Below are 13,525 nucleotides of genomic sequence, written 5' to 3'. Positions count from 1 at the left end.
CTCTCAATCCAACCGCGTGCTACGCCGTCAACGGCGCCGGCTCATGCGGCTCGCCGTTCAGCTCGACGATGACCTGCGTTCCCACGCCCTCCTGGGACTTCACGCGCATGCCGGAATCTTCTCCGTAAAAGAAATGGATGCGCTGAAGCACGTTGAAGAGCGCCAGGCCGCAACCTCGCTTGACGGAGCCGTCGGCGGTAATGCTCTCGGGCTCCTCTCGGCGATGTTGCTCAAACAGATGCGCGCAGACCTCTTCGCTCATACCGATGCCGTCATCCTCGACGATGATCTCCAAACCGTCATCGGTCTCGAAAGCCCTAACATGAATAGAAAGCGGCTCGGTCTCGCGCTGCGCGTGCTTGATGCAGTTTTCGAGCAACGGCTGCAAGATAAACGGCGGCACCATGCAATCGCGCACCTCAAAGTCGATATCGACCGAGACGCGCAGACGGCCGTCGCCATAACGAGCCTGCATAAGATTGATATAGCGAGTGCCCTGTTCCACCTCGTGCTCGAGCGTTGTGAGGGTATCGGAATCAGAAAGCGTCTGACGGTAGTAATTGGAAAAGTCGATGAGCAGCGACCTGGCCTTGTCCGGCTCGGTACGTACGAGCGACACAATGGTGCTGATGGTGTTAAACAGAAAATGAGGATCGACCTGCGATTGCAAGGCGCGCAGCTCCACGCGGGCCGTAAGCTCGTCCTGGCGCTCGAGCTCAAAGCTCGCAAGCTGCGTGGAAATGAGGTCGGCAAAGCCCGAGGCAAGCGCCGTCTGGCGCATATCGATGCTGCTCAGACGGGGATAATACAGCTCGAGCGTGCCCACGCAATGCCCGCGCACAGTAAGCGGTGCGACAATACCGGCGCGCAGGCGCGGAAAGTAGCCACCTGTCTCGGTCGAGGCATCGCGCGAGAAAACGCTTTGCTCACCGCTGTTGATCACGTTGAGCGTAGTCCGCAGTACCACCGGGGTGCCCGCGGGGCATTTTGCCGAGTCCTCACCCCAGCTTGCCAACACCTGCTTGCCGTCGGTAAAGCAGATGGCAGAGGCGATAGTTTCGGACAGGATGATCTTAGAGGCACCCAGGGCAGCTTCGGGCGTAAGGCCGCGCGACGTGTAGGCGAATATTTTCGACGCGATGGCGAGCGTGCGGTCGGTTGCGCTCGATGTGAGGTCGTCGGGAACGACAAAGACGTACGAGAAGAAGAAGCACAGCATGACCAAGCCGGCAATGACGACAACGGCCGGAACAGGATTGGGATTATCGGTTAGATCCCAGATGAGCAGCAGGATAAGCAGCGGAACGACAATACCGAGCAAGATGGCTTGAACCACATGCTGAGCGGTACGAAAGACCTTGGTAGAGTTGTAGCTCTTGCCCAGAATCACCCTATTGAGATCCACCGTCATCTCCTTCTTACTGACGCACCCCATAGCAATAAAGAGGGCCGCAAGCGACCCTCTCCATTGCATTATGCAATCAAATACTGTGTTTTACATCAAGCCATCGATGAACGGTAGCTTAGGCGCTGTACTTGTTTGCCTCGCCGAAGGTGCCAGCCTCGACAATCCAGCCGTCCTTCATGATGACGTCCATGTTGTCGGTGTTGAGCACGTGGATGTCGGCGGCGACGTCACCGTTGACGACCAGCAGGTCGGCGCACTTGCCGGCCTCGATGGAACCGGTCTCGTCCTCGATGTGGCACATCTTGGCACCGTTGAGGGTGGCGCAGGTGATGGTCTCGACCGGGGTGAAGCCGATCTTGTCGACGAACTCGTACATCTCCTCGATAGAGCAGGTGCCGTACGGGGTGACGAAGGAGAAGGAGTCGGAGCCGATCGTCATGACGACGCCGCGCTTCTTGGCCTCGCGCAGGCAGTCGTAGTTGCGCTGCAGCTCCTTCTCGACCAGGGTGCCCTCGTACTTGTCGTGCAGCTCGGGGACGTAGACGGGCGGATAGGTGGCGTACCAAGTGGGCAGGAAGGCGATCGTCGGGGTGAAGAAGGTGCCCTGCTCGGCCATGAGGTCCATGGTGCGCTCATCGATATCGAAGCCGTGAATCAACTGCTCGCAGCCAAAGCGAACGGAATCGTAGGCAGCGGCGTGGTTGTTGTAGCAGTGGCTCCACACGGGGATGCCGACCATCTTTGCCTCTTCGACCACGGCCTGGATCTCCTCGGAGCAGTAGTGCTGGTCGCGGCCGGAGTCCCAGCGCCAGATGCCGCCACCGGTAGCCCAGATCTTGATGGCATCGGGGTTCTCGCGCAGGCGACGACGGACGGCCTTACGCAGATCCCAAGGACCGTCGACCTGATCGCCCCAGGGGTGCGATTCCTTGTTGAGCTCCTGGCTGCAGTGGTGGGAGTCGCCGTGGCCGGCAACGCGGCAGAAGCCAAGGCCGGTTGCCAGAACGCGCGGGCCCTTGAAGACGCCCTTGTCGATGCAGTCGCGGATCTGGATACCAAAGCGACCGATCTCGCAGACGGTGGTGAGACCGTGGGTGAGGCAGTCGTAGGCCTGCTTGACGGCGACGGCCTGCTTCTCGAGGAGCGGCTGCATGACCCAGTCGGTGTCATCGTCGGTCAGGTTGCCCGAGAAGTGCAGGTGGGTGTCGATCAGGCCGGGAAGGACGGTCTTGCCGGCGGCGTCGATAACCTCAACGCCCTCGGGAAGGTCCTGCATGACACCGGCGTACTCGATCTTGCCATTGTCGTCGACGAGAACGAGGGAGTTCTCGACCGGCTCGGCACCGGTACCGTCGATGAGCTTGCCGCCAACGATTGCATACTTAGTGGACATGGTTCCTCCTTATGGATCCATATAGTGGGCGAGGCCGCGTTGGGTTAAGGCCTCACAAAACTACCCAAGTGGTGCCGGGTTCGGTGCGCGGGAGAGAGGGCCCCGCGCACCCGATCCGCCCCGGCTAGGCGTTATTTTTTGCGGGAATTGGTGAAGGCCATGAGGGCCAGGCCAACAGCCAGCCAGCCGATCACGATGCTCCACTCCACCATGTTGAGGGAGGCGGGAGAGAACGGGATCACGAGCAGGCCAATGATGGTGCCGCAGGCAACGATAGCGAGGCTGATGCCAAACTTGCCGCCGGGCACCTCGTAGGGACGAGGCAGGTCGGGCTCGGTGAAGCGCATACGCAGGCAAGCGAGGGCGACCATGCCGCAGGAGAAGATGAAGGCGAGGGCCGACACGTTGGTCAGAGGGATGAGCATGTTCTTGCCCAGGAACGGACCGACGACGGTGATGACGCCCAGAACGACGCAGGCGAGCTTGGGAGCGCCGGACTTGGGATCGACCTCGGCGAACTTCTCGGGCAGCTGACCCTTGCGGCCCATGGCGAGCATGATGCGGCTCGTGGCGCCGTAGAAGGAGTTCATCGGGCCCATGGGTCCAAGCGTGGCGATGACGAGCATGGCCAGGTACAGGAGCATGTTGATGCCCTTGAGGCAGGCAAGCGCGGGAACCGGGCTCTTAACAAACTCATGCCAGTCGAGGATGGTGCCGAACGAGTAGATGCAGACCATGTAGAAGCCGCCGGCGGCCAGCAGAGCCAAGGAGATGATCTTACCGAACTTGTTCCAGTTGAGGCCCTCGGCTGCTTCCTCAGCCTGCTGAGGAATGGTGTCGAAGCCGGCGTAGAAGAACGGGGTCAGAACCAGGACCGAAACGATGCCTGCGAACAGGCTGGTGCCCTCGGTAGCGGGCTTGCCGCCGCCAGCACCGGTGACCTGGGAGAACACGGGCATGGCGTTGTCCGGCGAGCCGGTGAACAGCGAGACGCCCATGGCGAGCAGCATGCCGCAGAGCAGGGCCTTGGTCAGGAAGGCCTGCAGCTTGGCGGCCGAGCTGGCACCGCGGAAGTTGAGGAAGATGACGTAGGTTGCAAAGCCGAGCGCGATTAGCGTCGGGAACAGGTAAACGTCGGCGCCCAGGATGGTGTAGAGCTTGACGGCGCGCAGCCACTCAAGGCCGGGCAGGCTGCCGAACATCTCGGACACGAGGGTCGAGATGGCGATGGCCTCCCACGGGCACAGGATGCCGTTGCCCAGGGCCAGGAGCCAGCCGGTGATGTAGCTCATCGTACGGCCAAAGCTACGATCGACATACTCGACGATGCCGCCCGAGATGGGGATAGCAGCCGTGAGCTCACCGAAAACAGCTCCGACGGGCACGAGGAAGATTGCACCCAAGAGGAATGCGATCATAGCGGGAACGGGACCGCCGCCCACGACCATCCAGTCGCCGACCTGCAGAACCCAACCGGTACCGATGATGGCACCGAAACCGATGGTGAAGAAGTTCCAGAGCGAAAGCGTTTTCTTCATGCCGCCGTTGTCCTCGACTGCAACTTCTGCGTTCTTGTCCGCCATTGTTCCCCTCCTTTCCTTTTTGACGCCCCCTGGCGTCACCCCTTGCGCGGTCCGTTTTGCCGCGCGCTTTTATTCCATGGCTTTAAGATACGGCCTTGGCGCAGCAGCGCCGCTCGCAGCTCGACCGAAGGCAGAACTGCAAAACGAGCGGCACCGTTTTTGGGACGAACGGCACGGTTTGCCGCTCATTGTTGCCGCCCGCCCAACGGGCGTACGCTCATCGGGCGCATAGAGAGATGTTTTTGAGGCTGTGCGTTTTGCGCCTTTCGTACCGTTTACCGAGCTTTTGACGCGCAGACCCATTTGTTGCACATCTTTTTTGTAGGATAGACAGGTTATACATGAGACAAGGCGGTACGAATGGCATACGGATACAACGACGGTGATCAACGGCGACAAAGCGTTCGCCTTGCTGGCCGTACCACGCCGACGCCCAGAAGTGCCACGAGCAGCAATCCGCAACGCCCTCAAGAGCAACCCAGGCCTTCGTCTCGGCAGCAGACAAGCAGAACACGGCAGAGTGGCCGTCCTAGCACGGGCCCAAGCGCACAGCAAGACAGCCGCTTGGGCGCGCGCACTCGACAGCGCCAGGCCGAGGTTCCGCAACTGCGCCGCAACGGCGCACGTCAGCCCGGCATCCATATCAACCGCTTCTTTTCGCTTCCCCAAGGCGGACGCGACGGCAAGCCTTACCGCTCGACATCGCACGCGAATGCCCCCGCCCTGCCGGCTCGTCGGCTTCGCCTCGCGCTGTGCTCTATCCTCACCTGTCTGGTCTTTGTGCTTATGAGCTCCTGTATGTCCCACGGCTCGGCCGGTCTCGAGCCCACCGCCGAGGACAAACTGCTCAAGGCCCCCGTCGCGCCCGGTTATTCTTTCGCCTTTTCGACCCCGCGCTCGCAATGGCAAGCCGGCACGATGCCCCATATCTATCAGATCGACCCTGCGTGGTCGGAGCTGCCTTACGCCGGCGGCACCATCCGCCAAAATGCCTGCGGGCCTACGTGCCTCACCATGGTCTATATCTTTAAGACGGGACGCACCGATATGACCCCCGTCGATATGTGCGCGCTTTCTGAGGCGGGCAATTACGCCCCCACCGGTGCAACCGAATGGTCGTTTATGACGAGCGGGGCGTGGCAGTTGGGACTTAACGGAACGGAACTCCATAACGATCGCGACTCGATGACTCAGGCGCTGCGTTCGGGAGCGCCCGTCATCGCCGCCGTTCGGCCGGGCACGTTTACTAACGTAGGCCACTACATTGTACTTTACGGTATTGACGACGCCGACCAGATTGAAGTCTTCGATCCCAACTCGGCCAGCCGCAGCGCCCGCCGCTGGGGCGTTGTAGAGGTCCTCAACGAAGTCGAAGCCATGTGGGCCTACTACTAGTCATTGGGCACTCATTGGGGACAGACTTAAATGAGTGGTCCCAGGCTGCCCGGAACTGCCGACACGGAAAGCGCATCCCATTTTGGAGCTCAATAGCGGGATGCACTTTCCGTTAGCGGCCCGTTTGGGAAACTACGTTCCACTTTCCGGCAACATTCCGGGATGCATTTTCCGGTTGAGGCCCTCAAGGGAAACTATGTCCCATGTTGGACGCTCATTCTGGGATGCGCTTTCCGCAGTTGATTGATGCGGGCTTTAAGGACTGTTCCAAGCTGCCAGCAGAAAAGGAACGTCCCCAAGTGCCGGGTTTCCGCAGTCATTGGGGACAGACTTAAATGACTAGTCTTTTAAGAACGTCCCCAATGACTACCCACAGAATGAGGGTCTCATCGGGGACTAGGTAAATAGCAAAAGCCCCCGCGGCCGAAACGGGCCACGGGGGCAGCAGGCTTGCAAGGGTTAACTCAAGTCCTCGCCATTTGATGCAATGACCTTTTGATACCAGCAGAAGCTGTCCTTTCGGTAGCGATCGAACGTGCCTTTGCCCGTATCATCGGCATCGACATAAACAAAGCCATAGCGCTTCTTCATCTGCCCCGTCGAGGCCGACACCAAATCGATACAGCCCCACGGCGTGTATCCCATCAGGTCAACACCGTCCTCGACAATTGCATCGCGCAGCGCAAGAATATGCCTTCGCAGGTAATCAATATGATACGCATCGTGGACTTTGCCGTCTTCCAGCGCATCGAGTCCGCCCACACCGTTCTCGGCGATAAAGAGCGGAAGATGGTAACGATCGTGGTAGCCGGCAAGCGTCACGCGCAAACCCAGCGCATCGATCTGCCACTTCCAGGCAGTCTCTTTATCCTTGAGGTACGGATTGCGCAACGTCGGGAACACGTTGCCCTCCGCCTTCTCGGCGATCACCTGATCATCGGCGCACACCAAGCGCGAGCAATAGTACGAGAACGAGATGAAGTCGACCGTATGCTCTGCCAGATACTCCGTATCGCCCGGCTCAAAGGGCACGTGAACACCCTCTTTCTCGAGTGTACGCAGCTTCCAAGCAGGATAGGCGCCCGCAGCCATCACGTCTGTGTAGAAGTAGCGGCCGCGGTCCTCCTCATACGCAAGCCATACGTCCTCGGGCGCACAACGGTACGGATAGGTCGCACCGGCAGCGACCATGCAACCCACCTTGTTTGCGGGATCGATCTTGTGCAGAATCTCGACAGCGCGAGCGCTCGCCATAAACATATGGTGCGAGAACGCCGCGGTCACGGCTGCACGGTCACGCTCACCCTCGAGCGTGACACCCGCGTTGAGATAGGACAGCGCCACGCTGTTGATCTCGTTGAACGTAAGCCAATAACGCACGAGGCCCTGGTACGCGCGTCCGACGGTCTCGACGTAGTGCGCATACCGCTCGATCATCTCTCGGCTTTGCCAGCCACCATAGCGCTCGACCAGAGCCAACGGATAGTCGTAGTGCGACAGCGTCACAAGCGGCTCGATTCCATGCTCGCGCAGCGCCTCGAATACCTGACGGTAAAACTCCAAGCCCTCGCCGTTGGGCTCGGTCTCCATCCCTGTGGGAAAAATACGGCTCCAGCAAATTGAAAGACGCAGGCACTTAAAGCCCATCTCGGCAAAGAGCTCGACATCCTCGTGCCAATGATGGAAGAAGTCGTTGCCCCAGCGGCATGGATACTGCCTGTCCGGATCGTCCACGGGCTTTTGCCTGCCAAACATTACATCCCAGCGGTCGGAACCCTGTGGGATCAGGTCGGAGTGCGACATGCCGCGGCCGCCCTCGTTCCAGCCCCCTTCGGCCTGGTTGGCGGCGAGGGCACCACCCCACAAAAAGCCCTCGGGCATACCGGCGGCAGACGTTCTGTCAAAGTAACTCATGCTACTCAGCATCCTCGGCAGAAGCTGCCGCGGCGTTCTCCTGCTCCTGAGCCAGGAGCTGGTTATCGTACACCTTAAAGAACGGGTACCAGACCACAGCCATGACCACGATCAAAACGATCGTAAACACCCAGATGCGCGGGTCGAGGCACTGGACAAAGCCCTGAACGAAGATGGGGAACGTGCCGCTCACCAAGATGTAGAAGTTAGAGACAAGACCCAGTGAGACCGCACCCCAATACAGCAGGGCCGAGATCATGCCGCCTAGCACAAACGGAATCATGAGGATCGGGTTGAAGATGATGGGCGCGCCGAAGATCGCGGGCTCGGAGATACGGAAGAAGCTCGGCACGATCGATGCCCTGCCAAATGCCTTGAGCTGCTGCGACTTTGCCCTAAACGCGCAGAGCGCCACAAAAGAGAACGTATTACCCGTGCCGCCGATGAGGTTGATGGCCAACGACATGAGCACCGGGTGGAACTCAAGCGGCTGCCCGGCAGCATAGAGCGAGGCGTTGGCGGCAAAGGCGGCAAGCGAGACCGGGGCGGTGATGGGCATTACGATCATGTTGCCGTGGACGCCAAAGCACCAAAACAGCAGCGTCATGAAGCAGATAAGCAGTGCGCCGGGCACAGAGTCAACTGCGACGGAAAGCGGGGCAGCGAGCAGCTTCTCGATAACCGAGGGGATGGACAGCGCGGGATCGATCATCTGGATCAGCAGGTTGCCGCCAAAGAAGATGAGGATGTTGGCGAGCATAGGTACGATGGCGCCAAAGGTTTCGGACAAAAACGGCGGCACGCCATCGGGCATCTTGATGGTGATGCCCTTGGTCTGGCAGAAGCGCGTGACCTCGACGGAGACCAAGGCAACGATGATGGCGGTAAACAGGCCCTGCGCACCCAGATAGGTGCAGGGGACCGCCTGGAGCACGGACTCGTCAGCAAGCTGGTAGTAGGACGACGGCGCCGCGGCGATCAGGAACATCACCAGCGAGGTCATGCCGGCGTTAAGCTTGGGCATCTTGTAGGTGCCCGCCAGGTTATAGGCGATTGCGAACGTCACGATCACCGACAGTATGCCCATCGTCATATTGAAGGGGATGAGCAGCGTGAGCTTATTGGCCGTCGCAAAATCGAGCCAAGGGCCAAAGACGGACCAGAACCCGCCCTGCGCCACCAGGTCGGCCGTGACCGGCGGGTTGGCGAGGATCATAAAGACGGCAGATACCAAGATGAAGCTGATCGCGCTCATAAAGCCCTTTTGCATGGAGGCAAAGTGGCGCTCGGTGCCGCAGAAATTGGCGATAGGGGTCAGTTTTTCCTGAAGCAGGGTCATGAACTTCTCCATGGTTGCCTCCTAACCCAACAGCGACTGGGCGAGTGCCAGCACGTTGGCGGCGTTGCCCATGCCGTAGTCCTGTGCGGGGATGACCGCGGTCGGCTTACCGCTCCCCTGCTTGACGGTGTTGAGCTGGTAGGACACCTGCGGCCCCAAGAGCAGCACGTCATAATTGGCGCACGTCTCCTGATACTCGCCGATACCCACCGCATCGATATCGAGCTCGATGCCGTTTTGCTCCGCATATTTCTCGAGTTTCTTCATCAGAATGCTTGTAGACGACCCGCTGCGCAAACAAGAAGGATCTTCATAAGGGATTCCCTTCGCATTGATTGGTTGGATAGTCACCGCACGCCGCTAGGCGTTCTTGGTTGCAGTGCACTCATACAGGCAGATCAGCTCCTGCACGAGCTCCTGAGCAAGCATGGAGCACATGAGGTGGTCCTGAGCATGGACCAGCAACACATCCACCGACAGATGCTCGCCCGCTGCCTCAGTCGAAAGCAGCTGCGTTTGGATGTGGTGAGCCTTGATTCCCGCATCCTTTGACTGCTTCATGAGTTTGGCGGCGGCGTCAAAATCCCCCGCTTTTGCCTTTTCAAGGGCTTCGAAGGCAAGGCTGCGTGCCTCTCCCGCTGCAGCGACCAGCTGAAACGAAACCATCTCGGTTCCCTGATCGTCCATAACGGTCTCCTCTCCCGTGATTTTTGGTTTGTACTTGAATATTCGAAACGCCTATCTCCCGCCCGCAATCCTCGAGGTTTATTGCAGGTAGACAGACAGGGTTATCGACAAAAGAAGTCTTAAGCCGTATGCGCTTGCACAAGCGCCATCAGCTCATGCCAGGACCGGCGCTCGCGTAGGCGCTCGACCCCCTGGCGGTCCATAAAGATCTCGGCGAGCAGTGAGCTCAAGATCCGCGCCTCATCGCCGCCCGACCGAGCAAACGACACCATAAAGACGATATCGACCTCATGGCCGTATTCGTCCCAAAGAATGGGATGTTCGAGCAGGCCCACGGTAACAAAGGCCTCGGCGCTCAAGGGATGCATCCCATGGGGCATGGCTACCCCATTGCCAAACGAGGTGGCACTCGCGCTCTCGCGCTCGGCGACCTCTTGGGCAAACTGGGCATCGACACGGCCGCTCTCGACGGCGCGCTCGGAGAGATATCGGAGAACGGCCTGCTTCGACGGCGCCTCAACGCGGTTGAAGAACAGGGCACGGCTAAAGAAAGAGCTTACGGAGTCCGATTGCGCAGTGTCGTCGCTCAGCACCTTGCGGATAGCGTTGACATCGCTCGTCTCCAAGAAGAAATCGGCCTCGCGGACGGGCACGGGCAACTTGACGTTGAGCGGCACCGTTGTGAACACGTAGTCGATGTGCGAAAAATCGAACGTTCCCACGCGGGCGACATCGCATGTCTCAATCGAATCGATATACATGCCAAACTGCTTGCGGTACTGGTGCTCGAGCATACGGGCGCTTCCCGCTCCCGAGGCGCACACGATCAGGATGCGCTTGCGACGCGGCTGGTCGGCTTGCTGCTCGAGGGCCAGGGCAAATGCCATGGCGATGTAGCCGAGCTCTTCATCAGAGGGCTGGCTGCCAAAATGACGCTCGAGTACCTGCGAGGTGCCAGCTGCCATCGAATAGGCCAACGGAAACCTCGTCTTGATATCGGGCAGCATGGGGTTATCCATATGCATGTGATATTCAAGGCGATAGCCCAGAGGGCCGATATGCCGAGCAAGGTTCATGCGAAGTTCAAGATCGCCGCTAAAGTCAAACCTAAACTCATCGTTGACCGCACGTACCATCTCGGAAGCAATCTCCCACATCTCGTCCGAGATAACGGCAGAGCCCTTCTCGGGCACGCCCGTGCCCCTGCCGAGCAAATGGATTGCGATAAAGGCAACCTCTTCTCGGGGCATGCTCACGCCCAGGGCATCCTTGATGTTTGCGGCAATCTGGAAAGCCGCGGCGTATTCGCGCGTTCCCTCCAGTTTTTGAACGTCCGATTCTGCAGCTGGGACATAGCAGCCCTGCTCGATGCGGCCAAGAGCAATGTAAAGATGCATGATGAGATTGCGGGATGCCAGCGAGCTCACCGTGACGGGCGAGGCCGTCAGGGCATCGTCCACACATGCGGCGATGGCCCGCAGGCGCTCGGCGAGCTTTGCATCGTCGGTGTCGGGCAACACGGGCCTCACCAGCGAGGCCAGGCACAGGCGCCGTTGTGACTCCCCGCCCGCAACGCGGATTCCGTAGCGTGGGCGCTTTTCGAGCGTTAAGTCAAATTGGGCGAGTTTCTGCTCTACCAGACGCATGTCATTGGACAGAGTTCGCGCCGAAACGTAGAGTAAATCCGCATACTCCTCAATCGTCACCCACTGGGACCGCATGAGGAGGTCGTTAAGAAGGAAGGACACACGGCCGTCGCGCGTATCAGGAATGCCCGGATGGGCCAGAGCCGCACCGTCTAGCAAGCGAGCAAGCTCATCTGCACGTGCAACATCGATACGATACTGCCCCTTGCTGCCAACGATGCGTGCAACCCCTGCAAGGTTGTCGTTTGCGCGATGGATATAGTTTCTCACGGCGCGCTCGCTTACCTCGAGACGCTTGGCAAGTACCGCGACAGCGACAGGCTGAGCGTCCTCGATCATATTTACAAGCTGCTTGACGCGAGCATCCATGTCCTCCTCCTTTCCCTGCGTCTAGTCTAACGCGGTAAAGAATGACACTCCACGTCGCGCTCGTTCCGCCAACTCGGAACAGGTTGCGGGGAGTCCAGCTGAGCTATGGAGAGCCTGGGGAGAGGGCCCGAAGGCAATGCGTCGGTGTGGGATGCGCCTTCCCAGCCATTGGGCAGTCATTGGGGACAGACTTAAATGAGTAGTCGTTGTGAACGTTGTTGTTTGACTAGTCGTTTAAGAACGTCCCCAATGGCTATTAAGGACTGTCCCAAGCTGCCGGCAGGAAAGGACCGTCCCCAAGTGCCGGGTTTGTCCCCAATGACTAGGTGAATAGCAAAAGCCCCGCAGCCGGAGCGGACTGCGGGGCTCATGAAGAGAGGCTAGTTTGTGGGCGTCTTGCCTGGCGCCCACGGGAGAGGCAACAGAGTAGAGGCTACTCGTGGATGCGGGTACCGGAGAGGCCGGCCATGGTCTCGGCGGCCTTGTCCAGGGCGCCGATGATGCAGGTGCGGCCCTTGCGGGAGCGGGCGAACTTGATGGCGGCGCGGACTTTGGGCTCCATGGAACCCTTGCCGAACTGGCCCTCGTCGGCCAGGCGCTCGGCCTCGTCGGCGGTGAGGTCCTCGAGCTCCTCCTGGTTGGGCTTGCCGAAGTTGATGGCGACATGCTCGACGGCGGTCAGCAGGAACAGGACGTCGGCATCGCAGTCCTCGGCCAGCAGCTCGCCGCCCAGGTCCTTGTCGATAACGGCGGGAACGCCCTTGTAGCAGCCCTTGTTCTCGTAGTCGCGGACGACGGGGATGCCGCCGCCACCGCAGGCGATGACGATGAACTCGTTGTCGAGCAGGTTGAGGATGGAGTCAGCCTCGACGATCTTCTTGGGATCAGGGGAAGCGACAACGCGACGCCAGCCGCGGCCGGAATCCTCGACGAAGACCTTGGAAGGATCCTCGGCCATGAACTCCTTGGCCTGCTCCTCGGTGTAGAAGGGGCCGATCGGCTTGGTCGGGTTCTTGAACGCGGGATCATCCGGGTCGCACTCAATCTGGGTGACGACGGTGGCGGCGTGCCAACGCTTGTAGCGCTTGTGCATCTCGCGGCCGATGCCCTGCTGCAGGTGATAGCCAATGTAGCCCTGGGACATGGCGCCGCACTCGGGCAGCGGCATCTCGGGGGTGCCGATGGCGTCGTGGGCAGCGGCGAAGGCGTTCTGGATCATGCCGACCTGCGGGCCGTTGCCGTGGGTGATGATGATCTCGTTACCCTGCTCGATAAGACCAAGGAGAGCGTGGGCGGTGTTGCTCACGGCCTGGATCTGCTCGACGGGGTTGTTGCCGAGGGCGTTGCCGCCGAGGGCGACGACAATACGATCGGGCTTGCCAAGAGGCTTAGACATTGCTGGAATCCTTTCTGTAAAAGGCCTACAACCCATTAATAACCCGCGTCCGTGCAATACGCGAGTTTATTAAGGTTTATATTCTCTTTATCGCTCATTTTATTCATTTTGAAAATAGTTTAACGGTGAACGGTCGTTTTTACCCGCTCAGCGTAAAGAAGCCCAGCTCACACATGTTTACGTCATCTACGTGCGACTTTATTTAATTAGAGCAGAGATTAGGCTGGATTATGCAAACTATATCTTTGCTAAACACATAACGGACACTGCAACTATTTACTCGCACTATACGAGATTCTATGCACTTGCAAGACAAGTATGCACCCCTGCAATAACACGGGGCTTTTCATCCAACAAAAGGGATAGCCAATCGCGCTTCACTTTGCGGCAAGCGA

General features: G+C 59.3%; 10 protein-coding genes. 1 reads left to right on the top strand and 9 read right to left on the bottom strand.

The window, feature by feature from the left end:
• Positions 1-19: 19 nt before the first annotated feature.
• The 3 genes from DW003_RS02770 to DW003_RS02760 form a co-directional block, all read right to left on the bottom strand.
• Positions 20-1,411, bottom strand: a complete 1,392-nt coding sequence (locus DW003_RS02770) for a sensor histidine kinase (protein ID WP_233545473.1) — start codon at positions 1,409-1,411, stop codon at positions 20-22.
• Positions 1,412-1,523: 112 nt separating this feature from the next.
• Positions 1,524-2,801, bottom strand: a complete 1,278-nt coding sequence (locus DW003_RS02765) for an amidohydrolase family protein (RefSeq protein WP_117634436.1) — start codon at positions 2,799-2,801, stop codon at positions 1,524-1,526.
• Between the two features lie 131 nt (positions 2,802-2,932).
• Positions 2,933-4,384 carry an APC family permease gene (locus DW003_RS02760; RefSeq protein ID WP_117735418.1) on the bottom strand — a complete coding sequence of 484 codons (1,452 nt, stop codon included), beginning with the start codon at positions 4,382-4,384 and terminating at the stop codon, positions 2,933-2,935.
• 564 nt (positions 4,385-4,948) lie between these two features.
• Here DW003_RS02760 and DW003_RS10035 point away from each other — a divergent pair.
• Positions 4,949-5,779, top strand: coding sequence for a C39 family peptidase (locus tag DW003_RS10035; RefSeq protein ID WP_233545471.1), 831 nt, complete (start codon positions 4,949-4,951; stop codon positions 5,777-5,779).
• A gap of 459 nt (positions 5,780-6,238) precedes the next feature.
• Here DW003_RS10035 and DW003_RS02750 read toward each other — a convergent pair whose 3' ends face one another.
• The 6 genes from DW003_RS02750 to arcC form a co-directional block, all read right to left on the bottom strand.
• Positions 6,239-7,693 (bottom strand): family 1 glycosylhydrolase, encoded by a 1,455-nt coding sequence (locus tag DW003_RS02750; protein WP_255413729.1) that lies wholly within the window; start codon positions 7,691-7,693, stop codon positions 6,239-6,241.
• Position 7,694: 1 nt separating this feature from the next.
• Positions 7,695-9,044, bottom strand: coding sequence for a PTS sugar transporter subunit IIC (locus DW003_RS02745; RefSeq protein ID WP_117776361.1), 1,350 nt, complete (start codon positions 9,042-9,044; stop codon positions 7,695-7,697).
• Positions 9,045-9,053: 9 nt separating this feature from the next.
• Positions 9,054-9,299, bottom strand: coding sequence for a PTS sugar transporter subunit IIB (locus DW003_RS02740; RefSeq protein ID WP_316242807.1), 246 nt, complete (start codon positions 9,297-9,299; stop codon positions 9,054-9,056).
• A 93-nt stretch (positions 9,300-9,392) separates the two neighbouring features.
• Positions 9,393-9,719, bottom strand: a complete 327-nt coding sequence (locus DW003_RS02735; RefSeq protein WP_117648559.1) for a PTS lactose/cellobiose transporter subunit IIA — start codon at positions 9,717-9,719, stop codon at positions 9,393-9,395.
• Between the two features lie 119 nt (positions 9,720-9,838).
• Positions 9,839-11,734, bottom strand: a complete 1,896-nt coding sequence (locus DW003_RS02730) for a BglG family transcription antiterminator (RefSeq protein WP_118387409.1) — start codon at positions 11,732-11,734, stop codon at positions 9,839-9,841.
• A 433-nt stretch (positions 11,735-12,167) separates the two neighbouring features.
• A complete protein-coding gene (gene arcC, locus DW003_RS02725; RefSeq protein WP_099432554.1) occupies positions 12,168-13,130 on the bottom strand; it encodes a carbamate kinase in 963 nt (320 codons plus the stop codon).
• Positions 13,131-13,525: the final 395 nt, after the last annotated feature.

The sequence above is a fragment of the Collinsella sp. AF36-3AT genome, from assembly GCF_003475205.1.
GTDB classification, from domain to species: Bacteria; Actinomycetota; Coriobacteriia; order Coriobacteriales; family Coriobacteriaceae; genus Collinsella; species Collinsella aerofaciens_AF.
This window is presented reverse-complemented; position numbering and strand designations above follow the sequence as displayed.

Coding starts and splice junctions, on each gene's coding strand:
- DW003_RS02770 (WP_233545473.1), bottom strand. CDS start 1,411: ATGACGGTGGATCTCAATAGGGTGATTCTGGGCAAGAGCTACAACTCT.
- DW003_RS02765 (WP_117634436.1), bottom strand. CDS start 2,801: ATGTCCACTAAGTATGCAATCGTTGGCGGCAAGCTCATCGACGGTACC.
- DW003_RS02760 (WP_117735418.1), bottom strand. CDS start 4,384: ATGGCGGACAAGAACGCAGAAGTTGCAGTCGAGGACAACGGCGGCATG.
- DW003_RS02750 (WP_255413729.1), bottom strand. CDS start 7,693: ATGAGTTACTTTGACAGAACGTCTGCCGCCGGTATGCCCGAGGGCTTT.
- DW003_RS02745 (WP_117776361.1), bottom strand. CDS start 9,044: ATGGAGAAGTTCATGACCCTGCTTCAGGAAAAACTGACCCCTATCGCC.
- DW003_RS02740 (WP_316242807.1), bottom strand. CDS start 9,299: ATGAAGAAACTCGAGAAATATGCGGAGCAAAACGGCATCGAGCTCGAT.
- DW003_RS02735 (WP_117648559.1), bottom strand. CDS start 9,719: ATGGACGATCAGGGAACCGAGATGGTTTCGTTTCAGCTGGTCGCTGCA.
- DW003_RS02730 (WP_118387409.1), bottom strand. CDS start 11,734: ATGGATGCTCGCGTCAAGCAGCTTGTAAATATGATCGAGGACGCTCAG.
- arcC (WP_099432554.1), bottom strand. CDS start 13,130: ATGTCTAAGCCTCTTGGCAAGCCCGATCGTATTGTCGTCGCCCTCGGC.